This is a genomic window from Ruegeria sp. SAZD013, from assembly GCF_059612525.1.
Window position 1 is genome coordinate 78,859 of sequence record NZ_JBXWQT010000037.1, and the last position, 15,618, is coordinate 94,476.

Sequence of the window (15,618 nt, forward strand, 5' to 3'; positions counted from 1 at the left end):
GTTATGACCAAACCGATTCCCGAGGTAACACCAAACACCTGGAGCTTTCTCCGCGACGCAATGATCAAACCCACCGGGTTTCGCGAATACGACGCCCGATGGAAATATCCGGAAGAGATTAACCTGCCGGGCATGACGGCGCTTGGCCTAGGACTTGGCACGCAAATGCGCAGGCGCGGGATCGAGCCCGTGATCGCTGTAGGAAACGATTACCGTGACTATTCACTGGCGATCAAAAACGCCCTGATCCTGGGTTTGATACAGGCCGGTATCCGCGTGAAAGACATTGGCCCTGCGCTTAGCCCGATGGCCTATTTCGCACAGTTTCATCTGGATGTACCGGCCGTGGCGATGGTTACGGCGAGCCACAATCCAAACGGCTGGACTGGGGTCAAAATGGGCTTTGACCGCCCTTTGACACACGGCCCCGACGAGATGTCTGAATTGCGCGACATCGTTCTGAATGGCGAAGGTCAGACGCATGCGGGTGGATCTTGGGAATTCGTCGAGGGCGTGAAGGAAGCGTATATCGACGACCTCGTCGGTGATTTCAAAGTGTCCCGCCCGCTAAAGATTGTCTGCGCAACCGGAAACGGCACCGCTTCGGCCTTTGCGCCCGAAATCTTCGAACGGATGGGGGTTGAGGTCGTCCCCAGCCATAACCGGCTGGATTACACTTTCCCGAATTACAACCCGAACCCCGAAGCGATGGAAATGCTGCATGACATGGCGGCAACGGTAAAATCCAGCGGTGCCGATCTGGCACTTGGGTTTGACGGTGACGGTGATCGTTGTGGCGTCGTAGATGATGAAGGCGAAGAAATCTTTGCCGACAAGGTGGGCGTGATCATGGCCCGCGATCTTGCCAAGCTGCACCCCGGATCGACCTTTGTCGCAGATGTGAAATCTACCGGCCTGTTTGCCAGCGATCCCGAGTTACAGGCCCTTGGCGTCAAGGCAGATTACTGGAAAACCGGCCACAGCCACATGAAACGGCGCGTCAAGGAAATCGGCGCGCTGGCTGGGTTCGAAAAGTCGGGCCATTACTTTCTGGCCGAGCCGGTCGGGCGCGGTTATGACTGCGGAATGCGCGTAGCGGTCGAGATCTGCAAGCTGATGGACCGCAACCCGGATCAAAGCATGTCCGATCTGCGCAAGGCGCTGCCCAAAACATGGTCAACGCCCACCATGTCACCTTATGCAGCAGATACCGAAAAATACGATATCCTGCAGCGTCTGGTCGACAAGCTCGTTGCCAAAAGCGAAGCTAGTGAGACATTTGCTGGCCGTGCGATCAAAGAGGTCGTTACGGTGAACGGCGCACGTGTCATTCTGGACAATGGCAGCTGGGGGCTGGTGCGGGCTTCATCCAACACACCCAATCTGGTGGTCGTCTGTGAAAGCAGCGAAAGCGAGGCTGAGATGCGGGCGATCTTTGCCGATATCGATGCGGTGATCCGAACCGAACCCGGTGTTGGCGATTACGACCAGACCATCTGAAGAAAACTGCTTGGGGCATATCTGATCGCCCCAAGCGCAACACTTGCTCAATTGCCGCCAAACAGTTTGAGCAGCCCTTTCTTCGCCTCTTCTTCAAGCTTGTTCTTAAGCGCATCTTCGATCTGATCGCTGTCCGTGATGGTGGTATCCAGCTCGTTTCCAACCTTTTCGAAAACTTTCTGTTTCGCGTCGTTTTCCAGCTCCTTGACCTTCACATCTGCCGCTGCTTCGATGACCTTGGTCAAATCCGGCTTGATTGACGGGTTGCTCCACGGGCCAACGATACGCACAGGCACCGATATGCCCTGCCCCGAATTGGCCCGCAAAGCTACGGGCGTGAACAGATAATCGATATTGCGCGCACCCAGCCCCACGACCCCCTGACCATCGGCGCGGAAATTCTTGAGCGACATGAGCAGATCGTTATTCGTCAACACACCCTGATCGATGGCGAAGCTGGCCGACAGGCTGTTGAACACAGTTGTCCCGCCTGATCCGGTCCCCTGCCCCATAAGTCGATCCAGATCGAAACCGGATATTACCCCCGTCCCGACATCCAGATTTCCCTTACCGCTGAGAGAATGCATGATCTGATCCTCAGACTGACCTACACCCAGAAACTCAACGGTTCCTGCCGCGCTTCCCGACAGGCGTTCGACCCCGGCCAGTGTCGACAACGCCTGTTTCAGATCAATCTCACTTGCCGTCACCTTGCCACCCACGGACAGGCCATTGCGATTGTTGGCAACCACGTGCCCATTCAACTGACCCGAAAACAATGTCGCCGGATGCATGGCAAGAACCGCCCGCGCGCGGTCCAGTGTCAGCGTCAGGTCACTTTTCCCAAAGGTCATGCCGGGAACCGCGATTGAGTTGGCCGTCAGGCGAATATTGCCATTCGCCAAAGCCAATGCGGATGCGTCGATTGGGTCTTTTGACCAGCCTTCCTGAACTGGTGACGCAGGTTGAGACGCGCCACCCGACCCGGTGCCGGTTTCGGATATCTTTGACAGGTCAAGATCGCCCGCATCCAACCGTGCGACGATCTGAGGGGGATCGGAAATGGTGATATCCGCCTCTCCGACGAACCGGTTGCCATCCAACTGCGCTGTCATGCTTCGCAGGGAAATCCGACCGTCCCGCGTATAGGTCATTTGTGCAGAGATATCAGCAACGTTACCCAATCCCCACGGCACAGCCACACCCGCCTGACCGAAGGCCGCCAGCATCTTTTCCGTATCTCGGGTGGTGATCTTTGTGGTCCCGTCCATCTCTCCGGCCAGATTGACGTGGCCGTCAAAGCCTATCTCACCACCCGGTGCAGTCAGGGCCAGTTCAAGCGCGGTTACGGACCCTGCGGCAAAAGCTGGCAAGTCCGGGATCTTCAAATCAACCTGAACAGCACCTCCGGGTACAGGCATTGATGCTTCCATTACCATCGGCGCAGTGACCAGAGGCCAACTGGCCGACAAGGTGACATCAGGAAAATCCATCTGCGTGGCACCTTCTTCCACATAGATCAGTCGCGCATTATTTAGCTGCAACTCTTCCAAAGTTACGGCCGACGATGCGCCTGCCGGAACCGTCCCCGCAGACGGTGTGGCAGTCGCGGTGGTCACAGGCGCGCTCAGCTCCCAGTTTCCGCGCCCTTGCGAACGCTCCAGCCGCAGCACAGGGTTTTCCGCGAAAACACGTTTGATCCGCAGATCCCCATTCAAAAGCGCAGCAGCATCCACGCCCACGGCAAGGCTATCAGCGCTCAGCATCGGCTCTGGCCCGGCCCAGCTGGCGTTCCCAAAACGCACCGGCCCGGTTTCCATCCCCAGCACCGGCCAGAACGACAGGCGCACGTCGCCGCTCAATCTCAGTTCGCGCCCGGTCTGGGCTTTGACCTGCTCAGCCAGAATCGCGCCAAGCTTGTCTCCGGGCATCAGCAAAAGCGCGCCAATTACCAGCGCAATCACTGCCACAACAATAAACAGGATGCGTATCAGCCATTTCATGATCTGCTCTCCGCCTTTTGGCTTGTCTTTGCCGCGATCATTCAAATCGCACGTCACATTTGCAAGAGGAAGCTTTCCCCACTATATGCCGCGCCATGACGACGAACCCGCCAAACCTCCGCCCCGACCTGGCTCCGGCCGCCCGGATCACCGAGACACCCCGTTCAAACCAGCCGACGATCGGCATGGTGTCGCTGGGCTGTCCAAAAGCTTTGGTCGACAGCGAACGCATTCTGACCCGGCTTCGTGCTGAAGGATACGGCATTTCGCCCGATTATGCCGGGGCCGATGCCGTCATTGTGAACACTTGCGGGTTCCTCGACAGCGCCAAGGCAGAATCGCTGGATGCGATCGGAGAGGCGCTGGTTGAAAACGGCAAGGTCATCGTCACCGGCTGTCTGGGCGCCGAACCGGATTACATCCGCGAGCACCACCCCCGCATCATGGCGGTCACCGGTCCGCATCAGTACGAACAGGTGCTGGATGCGGTTCACGCCGCCGTTCCCCCTGACCCTGACCCGTTCGTTGATCTGCTGCCCGCCAGCAGCGTTCGATTGACCCCCCGCCACTACAGTTATCTGAAAATCTCAGAGGGCTGTAACCACAAATGCAAGTTCTGCATCATCCCCGATATGCGAGGAAAACTGGCCAGCCGTCCGGCCCATGCGGTTCTGCGCGAGGCGGAAAAGCTGGTCGAAAACGGCGTGCGCGAACTGTTGGTGATCTCGCAGGATACTTCGGCCTATGGGCTGGACCGGAAATACGATGTGAACCCGTGGAAAGACCGCGAGGTCCGCAGCCACATCACCGATCTGGCCCGTGAACTGGGTCAGATGGATGCCTGGGTGCGGCTGCACTATGTCTATCCCTATCCACATGTGCGCGAGTTGATCCCCCTGATGGCGGATGCCGGGTCCAACATATTGCCGTATCTGGATATCCCGTTCCAGCACGCCCACCCGGATGTTCTGAAACGGATGGCCCGCCCCGCCGCAGCGGCCAAAACTCTGGACGAAATCCAAGCCTGGCGCGCAATCTGCCCCGATATCACCCTGCGTTCGACCTTTATCGTTGGCTATCCGGGTGAGTCCGAGGCCGAATTCCAAGCCCTGCTGGACTGGATGGACGAGGCGCAACTGGATCGTGTCGGCTGTTTTCAATACGAAAACGTGGACGGTGCGCGCTCAAACGACCTGCCCGATCACGTCCCGGCCGAAGTCAAGCAAGAGCGGTGGGATCGCTTCATGGAAAAGGCTCAGGCCATTTCAGAAGCCAAGTTGCAAGCTAAAGTCGGACAAACGCTTCAAGTAATCGTCGACGACGTGGATGACGAAGCCGCCACCTGCCGCACCAAATCGGACGCTCCCGAGATCGACGGCAACCTGTTCATTGACGAGGGCTTCGAAGGCTTCAAACCCGGCGATATCGTCACCGTCGAAGTGGACGAGGCGGGGGAATACGATCTGTGGGGGAAACCCGTTTAACGCCAGTAGCCTGCCCCATAGTGTTTTCGGGTCAATAGTTACGAAGTACAGTTCAGGTAGAAAAAACCGCCATGAATGGCGGCGAAAATTCCTGAAAATGGTGCAGGCGGTCCGTAGTCAAACCGCCTGCGAAAGGCTTACTGAGAAACCGGGTTGCAGACGGTTTGACCTGCTTCGGTTGTTGCCAGTTCATAGCCTGCCGAGCAGCTGGCCGAGCCATACTTGTCATAGTCGGGTTGTACGTAAACAGGGGTCGGTTCTTCCTGCTGCGCACAAGCGGTCAGGACCAGGGCAAATGCGCCAACGGCTGCAAGTTTCAGTTTCATGTCCGTCAATCCTCTATTACTTTTCTGATATTGCCCAGCTTTTCGGGCCGCTTCCAGAGTACGGGCTGAACGGCAATCTGGCAACTAAAACGGTCACTTCCTTGTGAGGAAGAGCGATTCCATGCCAGTTCGAAGCCCAAACGATGATCCTTGCGGCATTACAGCTACCTTTTTGTCTGCATCGTCCTAAACTGTGTGACGTTTCAGCCAAATACGGAGAAGCCACATGTCAGACACACCCGTTATTGCCCAGAAAACCCCTTTTCCAGTCGAAGTTGCCGAAGGAAAAACCTATTTCTGGTGCGCGTGTGGAAAGTCGAACCGGCAACCCTTTTGCGATGGCTCACATAAAGACAGCGGGTTCGAACCGGTGAAATATACGGCCGAGGCCAGCAAAAAGGTCTTTTTTTGCGGGTGCAAACACAGTGCAAACGCGCCGTTGTGCGATGGAACGCATAAAGACCTTTGATCAGCCCTTCAATCTGTTCAGCGTCTCTGAATTTGCACAGAAATCTGGGGCCGTGTCCGCTGGATTCTGCCGCTGAGCCAGCCAGTTGGTGCATTGCGCACCACAGCCCGAGGCGCGACAGCGCGTGACCAGTTCAGCGTATCCTTCGGGCGACAACCGCCCTTCGGCCATGGCTTCGCTCAGTGAAATTCCCATGCTGCGGGAAACAGAGCGCGTCATCCAAAAGTGCTTTTCGACCTCACCCAGAATATCCCGAGGCATCACGCGTCCTCCGCTTGCAAAGCTTTGATGGCCTTGAATCGACCGCGGTTCGGGCATGTGCACGGGGCATGATCAATCTGTTCACGCCGTCCCAGCCACTCCGGACAGGTTCTGGCCCAGGTACAGCCGCGACACTGTTGCACGATCTCGGCCCAATCCTCATGTTTCAGGTGACCATCCCGATAGGCTGCGGCCAAGTCGGTTCCTGTGACCTGACCCATCCGCAGTACCAGACGAAGATGGGCCATGATTTCACCGAGTCGTGGCATGGCGAACCTGACAGTTAAGGCATCAATTTGTGCAGTAACTCCTGGTTACGGCAGTATTCCGGTGTCCGCCCAGCGGTCGCCATTTTGTTGAGCAGATCCTGACAATGATCCGGGTTTGGACAATCGGTACATCGCAGAACTGCCTCGGAAATCTGGTCGAAAGACACCTTGCCACCAATGGCTGCTTCCTCAAGATCGATGTCCAGCATTCTGGCCATGTCGTCCACCAATCCGGCATGAAGCCTCAAGGACTCTCGGGTGGGCATGCTGTATCCTTTCCCTTTCGCGCTTTACGAAATCGTAGCGCATCCGGGGCGTCATACTTTGACACAGGTCAAAATTGGGCGCCGATGTGATCCAGATAGGCCCGGGTTGCATCCTGAACGCGGCGAAAGCGGTCCCCACCCAGCTTTTTGCCTCCGTACCAGCGGGTGACGATGATCACGTGATTGTCCAGCCCTGCACGCTCGATCATCCGCAGGATTACCATACCGGCCCCGCTTTCCCCATCATCGGCCTTCAGTGCACCGGTCGGCAAAGAGGCGGCCCAGGTGTTATGTGTGGCCTTGGCATAGGATTTATCGGACTTCAGTTGATCCAGAACCGCGTCAACTTCCGCGCGCGACGCCACAGGCGCGCCAGATACCGCATATTTCGACCCGCGATCCGTCAAAATTACGCCAAGGCGCACAAGATCGGTCATTGCGTCAGCCCCAGTTGCGTGGCGGTTTCAAGCACGATGTGCACGCGCTGCGCGTTTGGTGGGTGGGTGCCCAGAAACCTGTCGCCAGGATCCGGAATCCGGTCAAAGAACTTCGCCCCAACCAGCGGGTTGTAGCCCGCGTTATATGTAATGATCGTGCCCATCTGGTCAGCCTCAAGCTCAAAAGCCTTCACATAAGCCTGAACACCAACCTGCGCGCCCACTTTCTGAGCCTCTTCTATGTCGGCGGCGTCACCCCCGCGCAGCTTTTCCGCCTTTCCAAACTCAGTGGCGCTTGCGCTGGCATTTTCGCTTTGCCTTGCGATGTGCCCCAGAACGTGATGGGCCGCCTCATGTCCCATGACAAAAGCCAGTTCGTCTGCGTTTTGCGTAGAACGGATCATCGCAACGGTAAAAATGATGGTAGGTTGCCGCTGGTCGTCCAATGTCTGAAAGGCATTGGCGGATGCGCGCGGATTCAGGTCAACGAGAATCTGGAAATCGCATTTCTGAGGCCTTGGTTGCTTCAAACACTGGCTGCGGGCCTCAGCCACGATGTTCTGGCTGACTTCGCGAAAGGTCTGGGCAACATCCTCAGAACCCGGCCCTTCACCCAGCCAGTCCGCGGCAGGCTGCAAGCGCAATGCACCTTCCGCACAGGCCGCAAGCAGCAGGGGAAACACCAAAACAAAGCGTCTGCGCATGTTACATCCTTCGGCTCGGTCTGACTGCGATTTCAACATAGTACCTGCCGCTCAGAGTGACCACACAATGCTTTGAAACGAACGTCTTGCATTGCGCGTCGACGGCTTGCACTCTGTCCTTATGTTTTCGATTGAGCATGAATTCGACTCGACGGTCATAACGCTTGTGGACGAAGGTGAAAAACCCTTGCAGGAAGATGTTGTGATCAACAATTTCGCCGAATGCGTCACGCTGGAACAGTTTGATCCGCGAACCGACCAGGTGCAAAAGATCACCTTGTCGCCCGAACAGGTCCGCGACCTGGCCGCAGCGCTGGACCTGCCCGAGGGTGTTTACCAGATCCGTGAAACGGGACCTTAGGGCACATAGACAAACACCTTGTTGCGCGCGGTTTGCCCCTGCTTGAGTGTCAGTGTCGAAGGGGCAACGCGAAGGCACCTCGCAAGGATCGCCTGAACCGCATGGTTGGCTTTGCCACTGTCAGGCGGAGCCGTGACAAATACCCTGATCTGCCCGCCTTCCACGATCACCCGGTCGCGCGCGGCCTTAGGTGTTACTTTCAAGTGAAACACTGCCCCGGCGTGCGCCTGCGCGCTGAGATCCGGCAGATCTCGTAGTTTCGATTTCGCCATTGTCGCCCCTTCCCTCAATAGTCTTGCATGATGGGCGGTAGGATGAAATTGATCCACGCGATCCGTCGCCGCGCCCTTGAAACCCTCGGCATGCCGACCAAGATACAGAGACGTGATGTAAAGGAAGTTAACATATGTCCATGAAAAACCCCGCTGCTCTGGAGTTTTTGCAGTCGCGCCGGTCCCGACCCGCCAAGACACTGGTTGCCCCGGCTCCGACACGGGACGAATTGCGCCCCCTGCTGACCGCAGCCGCACGCAGCCCCGATCACGGAAAACTGGAACCCTGGCGATTTATCGTTCTGGAACAGGGGGCCATGGCACGGTTGGCAACCCTGACCGAGGCCTGCGGGCAACGGCTGAACAAAAGTCCAGAAGACATTGCAAAAGCGCGCAGCCAGTTCGACATGGGGCATCTGGCCGTAGCCGTAATCGAAGTACAAAAACCGTCCGAGAAAATACCCGCAATCGAACAAACCTATTCTGCGGGCGCGGTCTGTCTGGCCCTGCTGAATGCCGCGCTGGCCGCGGGTTGGGGTGCAAACTGGCTGACAGGTTGGCAAACCCACGACCACGACTTCTGTGTCGACGCCTTTGGCCTTGCCAAGAACGAGCGTGTCGCCGGACTGATACACATCGCCACCGAAGGAACTGCCCCACCCGAACGCCCGCGGCCCGATGTGGCAGCCATAACGGAATGGATCACAGAATGATCATCCTGAACGCCTTTTTCAGCGCACTAAGCCAGATCGGAGATCCCAAGTTCCGTGCCGTTCTGCTGCGCGGTGTAGGTTTGACCATCCTGTTGCTGGGTCTTGCATGTGTCGGTGCGATCAGGTTGATCAACTGGTTGTCGGGCAGTGAAATCTCGCTGCCATTGGTCGGAGCTGTCCCGTGGCTGAACGACGTTCTGAACTATTCAGGTATCGTTCTCGTCCTGGTCCTGCCTGTTTTCCTGATGGTACCGGTGGCGTCAGCCATCACATCGATCTTTCTGGACGAAGTGGCGCAGGCGGTCGAGGACAAGCATTTTCCAGCCTTGCCACCTGCACGACGCATCCCGGTGTCGGAGGCCCTGAAGGACGGCCTCAGCTTTCTTGGCGTGCTGATTGTAGCAAACCTGCTGGCGCTGATCCTCTATGCGATCTTCACCCCGTTTGCGCCCTTCATCTTCTGGGCCATGAACGGGTTCCTGTTGGGGCGGGAATACTTCACGCTGGCCGCCATACGCCGGATCGGGCGGGATGGCGCGCGCCAATTGCGGGCCCGACATTCGACCACGATCTGGGTCGCCGGAACCCTGATGGCCATTCCGCTGTCGATACCGCTGTTGAATCTGGTGATCCCGATCCTTGGCGCGGCGACATTCACCCATATTTATCATGCTGTGTCAGGCCAAAAGGTCTGACACAGATTACCTCGGCTCCAGTTGGTTCAACCAGTCGAGGTCCCGCACTGAAATCACACCGGAAATGATGATCCCGGCAATGATCGCCCACAAAACCACAGCAATGGCGGTGGTGATCCACATCTTGGCTTTCATGTGATGGACTTCCGGCGCACCCGCATGGGTGCCCGGAACGATATCGTTCAGGTCACCCTGAGTTTTGATGCGAATGGGCAGCACCACAAGCAACGTCATGAACCAGATGACGGCGAACAGCACCAATGCAGCAGTAATGGTCACTTCAGGTCCCCCGGGTTTTGCGGATCATACCTGTTCCAGCTCGACAAGGCAGCCGTTGAAGTCCTTGGGATGCAGGAACAACACTGGTTTGCCATGTGCGCCGATCTTGGGCTCACCCGACCCTAGAACACGGGCGCCGGTCGCTTTCAAATGATCACGGGCGGCGATGATGTCGTCGACCTCATAGCATACGTGATGAATACCGCCTGCCGGGTTCTTTTCCAGAAACCCGTTGATCGGGCTGTCGTCGCCCAGCGGGTACAAAAGTTCGATCTTGGTGTTGGGCAGTTCGATGAACACAACCGTGACGCCATGATCCGGCTCGTCCTGCGGCGCGCCAACCTTGGCGCCCAGCGCATTGCGGTACTGCTCGGATGCCGCCTCAAGGTCGGGTACGGCGATGGCAACGTGGTTCAGACGTCCAATCATGTCACACTCCTGATGTCCTGCTTTGCGTGGGTTATGGGGGTTGCTCTGCAAAAGGACAAGTGCGCCAAATCGCGCGTTAACGTCGTGTTAGCCAGAAGTTCCTAGCGTGAAGCATCTGCTGGATAGGAGAGCTGCCATGGACGATTCGGGCCTCATTGCCACCACCGCCGCCACGCCCACCGCAACGCGGCCCTTGCTGGGACAGACAATTCTGGTTGTTGAAGACAGCCGATATGCCTGCGACGCGATCCGCCTGATGTGCCTGCACAGCGGCGCACGTATCCGACGCGCTGACTGCCTGAAATCGGCACGGCGACACCTGCAAATCTATCGCCCTTCGGTCATTCTGGTTGATATGGGCCTGCCCGACGGGTCCGGAGCCGACCTGATCGCCGAACTGGCCGAAGCTTCACCACGGATCAGCGTGATCATGGGCCTGTCGGGCGACGACGCCACCGAAAGTCTGGCGCACGCAGCCGGGGCGGACGGATTTCTTTCCAAGCCAATAAAATCATTGTCTTATTTTCAGAAGTCCATTCTGGAGCGCCTGCCCGAGGATCGACGCCCAAGCGGGCTCCACTCGGTTCGAGATGAAGTCATCCGCCCCGACCCGATGGCCTATCAGGACGATATGGCGCATATCGCCGATGTCCTTACCGGGCCCAACGATCATCGCACGTGGGATTACGCTGCCCAGTTCCTGCAAGGGGTCGCACGGGAAGCCGATGACAGACCGTTGGCAGAAGCCGCCCGAAAGCTGGCGCTGTCACGGGCGAACGGCGCACCGATCACCGCGCAGGCAGCGCAGGTCGCCGGCATGGTGCAGAACCGCCTGGAACAAAGAAAGGCGATTTGACGTGATTGCAGCCTACTTCATCACTGCAACGCTTCTGTGCATCTGGGCCTATCGCCAAACACGGCATGCTGCACGTTCAATTCGTGTCAACCGAGGTGATTTGAACAACCCGCTGGACTGACCCGCGAATACTCGCTGGCATCAAAATGAAACCGCCCGCTAAATGCGGGCGGCTCTCGTTCAGTCCTGCGGAATGAGGCGCAAACCCAGTTCCATCAGCTGATCTGACGTCGGGTCCGACGGCGCATGCATCATCAGGTCTTCGGCCCGCTGGTTCATCGGGAACATCATGACCTCGCGGATATTGGCCTCATCCGCCAACAGCATCACGATCCGGTCGATCCCTGCAGCGCAGCCACCGTGCGGCGGCGCACCGTAGTGGAAGGCGTTGAACAGGGCACCAAATCGGGATTTCACTTCATCCTCGCCATAGCCCGCCAGTTCAAAAGCTTTCAGCATGATTTCCGGCTTGTGGTTCCGGATCGCACCCGACACCAGTTCGTATCCGTTGCACGCCAGATCGTATTGATAGCCGCGCACATCCAGCGGATTGCCCTGCAGCGCTTCCATGCCGCCTTGCGGCATCGAAAACGGGTTGTGCTCAAAGTCGATAGCGCCGGTTTCTTCGTCTTGCTCGTAGATCGGGAAATCAACGATCCAGGCAAAGGCAAAGCGGTCCTTCTCGGTCAGGCCAAGCTCATCCCCGATCACTTCGCGCGCTTTGCCTGCAACCTTTTCAAAGGCTTTCGGCTTACCACCCAGGAAAAATGCAGCATCGCCGACCCCCAGACCCAATTGCTGACGGATTGCCTCGGTCCGTTCGGGGCCGATGTTCTTGGCCAGCGGACCTGCGGCTTCCATCCCTTCGCCCTGATCACGCCAGAAGATGTAGCCCATCCCCGGCAGACCCTCTTTCTGGGCAAAGGCATTCATTCGGTCACAAAACTTACGGCTGCCACCGGTTGGCGCGGGGATAGCGCGAATTTCGGTACCTTCCTGTTCGAGCAGTTTTGCGAAAATCGCAAAACCAGACCCGCGGAAGTGGTCAGAGACCACCTGCATTTTGATGGGATTCCGCAGGTCGGGCTTGTCCGTGCCGTACCACAGCGCCGAATCCTTGTAGGAAATTTGCGGCCAGTCCTGATCAACCTTGCGGCCACCGCCGAACTCTTCGAAGACGCCGGCCAGAACGGGCTGGATCGTGTCGAACACATCCTGCTGCTCGACAAAGGACATCTCGAGGTCGAGCTGGTAGAAATCGGTGGGTGAGCGGTCGGCGCGCGGGTCTTCGTCGCGGAAGCAGGGCGCAATCTGGAAATACTTGTCGAAGCCCGAGACCATGATCAGCTGCTTGAACTGCTGCGGGGCCTGCGGCAGTGCGTAGAACTTGCCCGGATGCAGGCGCGACGGCACCAGAAAGTCACGCGCGCCTTCGGGCGAGGATGCGGTGATGATCGGCGTCTGATACTCACGGAACCCCTGATCCCACATACGCTTGCGCATGGAGGCCACAACGTCCGAGCGCAGGGTCATGTTGCGCTGCATCGCCTCGCGCCGCAGGTCGAGGTAACGATAACGCAGGCGCGTTTCCTCGGGGTATTCCTGATCGCCGAACACCATCAGCGGCAGTTCCTCCGCAGCCCCCAGAACTTCCAGTTCGCGCACGTAAACCTCGATCTCGCCGGTGGGCAGTTTCGGGTTCACCAGTTCGGCGGCACGCGCCTTGACGGTTCCGTCGATGCGGATGCACCATTCGGAACGCACCTTTTCCAGCGCAGCAAAAGCGGCGCTGTCGCCATCGCACAAAACCTGTGTCACACCAAAATGATCGCGCAGGTCGATGAACAGGACGCCCCCGTGATCTCGGACCCGATGCACCCAACCGGACAGGCGAACGGTTTCACCGACATCGGCGGCGGTCAGTGCGGCGCAGGTGTGGCTGCGATAGGCGTGCATGGATCATATCCCTTCGGGCGCAGAATTCGTCGCGCCGATACACCCTGTCAGGCCCGGAAAGTCAAGGCGGGTCGCCCTGTCAAAACGGCCTTTGCACGTTGCCTGAGTAGAAATAGACACCCAGCCCGACCGCAAAGATGATATTACCCACAATCACGTGCAACAGCACCGCATAGAAGAACGAACCGCGCTGCCTGTAGGCCCATGTAAACAGCAGCCCGCCCGCAAATGTCATGAGGGCGACAATCCAGCTCCAATGCATCAGAAGCGCGAACGAGAAGATTGCAGCATTCAGCACATAAGCCGCGCGCCCCTCTGGCAAGATCGCGTGATAACACTGGAAGTATAGTGGGCGGAACAGCACAACTTCGCGAAGCGACCAGTTGGCCCAATCATAGCGCAGCTCGGCCCATTGAATGCCCGGTGTCCAATGCAGCAGCAATATCCCATCCCGGTCAGGGCAAACAGTGCCGGAAACATCCTGTTCGTAGGAAACAAAACCGCGATGATCAGCGGCGGGACAATATTAAACAGGCCGAACTCAACCCTTAACCGCGGCAATGCAACCGGAGACCCGACCATCGCACCTTCTTTGATCACGTGTATATCAGCTCCACCCGGATCAGCCCGCGCAGTGAATTGCCCATGTAGGCAGTTTGCGCATTTTTCAGGTCGCTCAAGGTCAGCACGGCCTCGGACACCGTTTCTTTATCCAGCAACTCTTCGCGCAATATGCCAGGCAACAGACCGCTGGACAGCGCAGGCGTCAGAATACGGCCATCCCGCTTTTCGACGAAAAGGTTGCTGATGGTGCCCTCACACAGTTCATCAAGCTCATTCAGGAATAAAACTTCGTCTATGCCATCCGTCAGCGCGGCGCGGGCATCGTCATATAGGGCGCGGCGGCTTGTCTTGTGACGCAGCCAAAGATCATTGGAAGCCAGCCGCTGATCAGACAGGGCTATGCGCCAGACCGGAGGGTTGCTGGCCAGAACCCCGGTCGTCAATTCGAATGCACCCGATGCATCCAACGTCAAACGACAACGCAAGGGGGTGTCGCCCAACGCGCCATCCAGCGCGGCGGTCGCTGCATCCGGGTTGAAGGGAAGGCCAAAGGCCGCAGCGGTTCGGGCCATGCGCGCAAGGTGACGGTCTTTTCGGACAAAGCCCTGATCTGGCCGAAACGCCAGCGTTTCGATCAGGCGGAAATCAGGCTCAGCTGGCGGGCGAAGCGGGCTTTCCATAGCGCCTCCTCATATTCTGCCGGGGCGGTACTGTCCCAGACAAGGCCCCCGCCCACGTTCAGGGTGGCCTGATCGCCTTCCAGCATCAGCGTACGAATGGCCACGTTGAACTCGGACCGGCCATCAGGCGCGGCCCAGCCGATGGTGCCACAATAGATGTCGCGCGGCCAGGGTTCCAGCCCGGCCAGAATTTCCATGGCGCGAATTTTGGGGGCGCCCGTGATCGAGCCGCAGGGAAACAACGCCATCAATATATCGCTGAGCCCTGCGCATTTGAGCAACTGGGCCCGGACAAGTGAAACCATCTGATGCACGGTCGCATAGGTTTCGACCTTAAACAGTTCAGGTACATGAACGGAACCGGGCAGCGCGACACGGCTGATATCGTTGCGCAGCAGATCGACGATCATCAGGTTTTCCGCCCGGTTCTTTTCGTCCGTGGTCAGAAACGACCGGCGCCGCATATCCTCATCCGGGTCTTCGCTGCGCGGCTGGGTACCCTTCATCGGTCGTGTTTCGATCTTTCCATCCGTGTCCGTGCGGAAGAACAACTCCGGCGAGCGGCTGAGCAAATCGGGCAACCCGACCTGCTGCACCAGCGCGCCATGCCCAACGGGCTGCCCCGCTGCCAGTGCCGCATAAAGGGCTTCACTGCTGCCCGAGACGGTCAGATCAATCGGAAAGGTCAGGTTCGCCTGATAGATATCACCAGCACCGATGGCATCATGCACCACTTGAAAGGCTTCGCCATAACGCGCCTCATCCCAGCGCGGCTGAAACACGCGCACCTCGCCCGCAGGCGTCGGTAAAGCAACCCGATCCGGTGCGCCGTAAACCCCAAAGCACAGCAGGGGCAACCGACGCGCATCCGGCAAAAGATCGATCAGCCGGGGTTCAAGCACATATCCCAGTTCATAGCTGGCATAGCCAGCCAGCCATGCCCCGTCCGCGCGCGCCTCATCCAGCGCCGCCAGAGCCTGGGGCACGTCCTTCGCAGTATCCGCGCGGATAATCCGAGACGGACGCTGAAACCGGGCTCCGCGACCGGCTGGTCCCTGATCAAAACGAATACGCAACTGCATCCTCTTTTGCCG

General features: G+C 58.1%; 21 protein-coding genes. 7 read left to right on the forward strand and 14 right to left on the reverse strand.

Annotation, left to right across the window (positions count from 1 at the left end; translation table 11 throughout):
• Positions 1–3: 3 nt before the first annotated feature.
• Positions 4–1,500 (forward strand): phosphomannomutase/phosphoglucomutase, encoded by a 1,497-nt coding sequence (locus AC2FLU_RS17970; RefSeq protein ID WP_496809336.1) that lies wholly within the window; start codon positions 4–6, stop codon positions 1,498–1,500.
• Positions 1,501–1,547: 47 nt separating this feature from the next.
• On the opposite strand, the gene AC2FLU_RS17975 is transcribed toward AC2FLU_RS17970, so the two are convergent.
• Positions 1,548–3,503, reverse strand: a complete 1,956-nt coding sequence (locus AC2FLU_RS17975; protein ID WP_496809337.1) for an AsmA family protein — start codon at positions 3,501–3,503, stop codon at positions 1,548–1,550.
• Positions 3,504–3,598: 95 nt separating this feature from the next.
• On the opposite strand from AC2FLU_RS17975, the gene rimO reads away from it, so the two are divergent.
• Positions 3,599–4,987 (forward strand): 30S ribosomal protein S12 methylthiotransferase RimO, encoded by a 1,389-nt coding sequence (gene rimO / locus AC2FLU_RS17980; RefSeq protein ID WP_480553950.1) that lies wholly within the window; start codon positions 3,599–3,601, stop codon positions 4,985–4,987.
• A 137-nt stretch (positions 4,988–5,124) separates the two neighbouring features.
• Here rimO and AC2FLU_RS17985 read toward each other — a convergent pair whose 3' ends face one another.
• The gene (locus AC2FLU_RS17985) at positions 5,125–5,313 is read right to left on the reverse strand and encodes a hypothetical protein (protein WP_209504738.1); all 189 of its coding nucleotides are present in this window, start codon (positions 5,311–5,313) and stop codon (positions 5,125–5,127) included.
• Between the two features lie 226 nt (positions 5,314–5,539).
• On the opposite strand from AC2FLU_RS17985, the gene AC2FLU_RS17990 reads away from it, so the two are divergent.
• Complete coding sequence (locus AC2FLU_RS17990) at positions 5,540–5,782, forward strand: CDGSH iron-sulfur domain-containing protein (RefSeq protein ID WP_480475549.1); 243 nt, start codon at positions 5,540–5,542, stop codon at positions 5,780–5,782.
• Here the strand turns inward: AC2FLU_RS17990 and AC2FLU_RS17995 are convergent, their stop codons facing one another.
• The 5 genes from AC2FLU_RS17995 to AC2FLU_RS18015 form a co-directional block, all read right to left on the reverse strand.
• Positions 5,783–6,043 (reverse strand): DUF6455 family protein, encoded by a 261-nt coding sequence (locus tag AC2FLU_RS17995; protein WP_480553949.1) that lies wholly within the window; start codon positions 6,041–6,043, stop codon positions 5,783–5,785.
• A complete protein-coding gene (locus AC2FLU_RS18000; protein ID WP_496809338.1) occupies positions 6,043–6,312 on the reverse strand; it encodes a DUF6455 family protein in 270 nt (89 codons plus the stop codon). The genes AC2FLU_RS17995 and AC2FLU_RS18000 overlap by 1 nt, the downstream gene beginning before the upstream one ends.
• 14 nt (positions 6,313–6,326) lie before the next feature.
• Positions 6,327–6,578: a DUF6455 family protein gene (locus AC2FLU_RS18005; RefSeq protein WP_480475543.1), complete on the reverse strand. Its 252-nt coding sequence runs from the start codon at positions 6,576–6,578 to the stop codon at positions 6,327–6,329.
• Positions 6,579–6,646: 68 nt separating this feature from the next.
• Complete coding sequence (locus tag AC2FLU_RS18010; protein WP_480475541.1) at positions 6,647–7,015, reverse strand: YigZ family protein; 369 nt, start codon at positions 7,013–7,015, stop codon at positions 6,647–6,649.
• On the reverse strand, positions 7,012–7,719 hold the full coding sequence (locus AC2FLU_RS18015) for a M48 family metalloprotease (protein ID WP_480625211.1): 708 nt from the start codon (positions 7,717–7,719) through the stop codon (positions 7,012–7,014). The genes AC2FLU_RS18010 and AC2FLU_RS18015 overlap by 4 nt, the downstream gene beginning before the upstream one ends.
• Positions 7,720–7,840: 121 nt before the next feature.
• On the opposite strand from AC2FLU_RS18015, the gene AC2FLU_RS18020 reads away from it, so the two are divergent.
• On the forward strand, positions 7,841–8,080 hold the full coding sequence (locus AC2FLU_RS18020; RefSeq protein ID WP_267364243.1) for a DUF8831 family protein: 240 nt from the start codon (positions 7,841–7,843) through the stop codon (positions 8,078–8,080).
• Here AC2FLU_RS18020 and AC2FLU_RS18025 read toward each other — a convergent pair.
• Positions 8,077–8,352: a DUF167 domain-containing protein gene (locus tag AC2FLU_RS18025; protein ID WP_480622133.1), complete on the reverse strand. Its 276-nt coding sequence runs from the start codon at positions 8,350–8,352 to the stop codon at positions 8,077–8,079. The genes AC2FLU_RS18020 and AC2FLU_RS18025 overlap by 4 nt on opposite strands.
• Before the next feature lie 134 nt (positions 8,353–8,486).
• Here AC2FLU_RS18025 and AC2FLU_RS18030 point away from each other — a divergent pair, with 134 nt between their 5' ends.
• Both AC2FLU_RS18030 and AC2FLU_RS18035 read left to right on the forward strand, forming a co-directional pair.
• A complete protein-coding gene (locus AC2FLU_RS18030; protein ID WP_480622132.1) occupies positions 8,487–9,065 on the forward strand; it encodes a nitroreductase family protein in 579 nt (192 codons plus the stop codon).
• Positions 9,062–9,760 (forward strand): EI24 domain-containing protein, encoded by a 699-nt coding sequence (locus AC2FLU_RS18035; protein WP_496715286.1) that lies wholly within the window; start codon positions 9,062–9,064, stop codon positions 9,758–9,760. Before AC2FLU_RS18030 ends, AC2FLU_RS18035 begins: the two co-directional genes overlap by 4 nt.
• Positions 9,761–9,766: 6 nt before the next feature.
• On the opposite strand, the gene AC2FLU_RS18040 is transcribed toward AC2FLU_RS18035, so the two are convergent.
• Entirely contained in the window at positions 9,767–10,039 is a 273-nt protein-coding gene (locus tag AC2FLU_RS18040; RefSeq protein WP_480519116.1) for a DUF1467 family protein, read from the reverse strand.
• Between the two features lie 24 nt (positions 10,040–10,063).
• Positions 10,064–10,468, reverse strand: a complete 405-nt coding sequence (gene mce, locus AC2FLU_RS18045; RefSeq protein ID WP_480519118.1) for a methylmalonyl-CoA epimerase — start codon at positions 10,466–10,468, stop codon at positions 10,064–10,066.
• 136 nt (positions 10,469–10,604) lie between these two features.
• Between mce and AC2FLU_RS18050 the strand changes: the two genes are divergently transcribed.
• Positions 10,605–11,324 (forward strand): response regulator, encoded by a 720-nt coding sequence (locus tag AC2FLU_RS18050; protein WP_480557782.1) that lies wholly within the window; start codon positions 10,605–10,607, stop codon positions 11,322–11,324.
• 180 nt (positions 11,325–11,504) lie between these two features.
• Here AC2FLU_RS18050 and aspS read toward each other — a convergent pair whose 3' ends face one another.
• The 4 genes from aspS to AC2FLU_RS18070 form a co-directional block, all read right to left on the reverse strand.
• Positions 11,505–13,280: an aspartate--tRNA ligase gene (aspS, locus tag AC2FLU_RS18055; RefSeq protein WP_496809339.1), complete on the reverse strand. Its 1,776-nt coding sequence runs from the start codon at positions 13,278–13,280 to the stop codon at positions 11,505–11,507.
• 79 nt (positions 13,281–13,359) lie between these two features.
• Positions 13,360–13,722 (reverse strand): CPBP family glutamic-type intramembrane protease, encoded by a 363-nt coding sequence (locus tag AC2FLU_RS18060; protein ID WP_496809340.1) that lies wholly within the window; start codon positions 13,720–13,722, stop codon positions 13,360–13,362.
• A 154-nt stretch (positions 13,723–13,876) separates the two neighbouring features.
• Entirely contained in the window at positions 13,877–14,524 is a 648-nt protein-coding gene (locus AC2FLU_RS18065) for an aminotransferase class IV family protein (protein WP_480622128.1), read from the reverse strand.
• Positions 14,479–15,606 carry an aminodeoxychorismate synthase component I gene (locus AC2FLU_RS18070; protein WP_496809341.1) on the reverse strand — a complete coding sequence of 376 codons (1,128 nt, stop codon included), beginning with the start codon at positions 15,604–15,606 and terminating at the stop codon, positions 14,479–14,481. The genes AC2FLU_RS18065 and AC2FLU_RS18070 overlap by 46 nt, the downstream gene beginning before the upstream one ends.
• Positions 15,607–15,618: the final 12 nt, after the last annotated feature.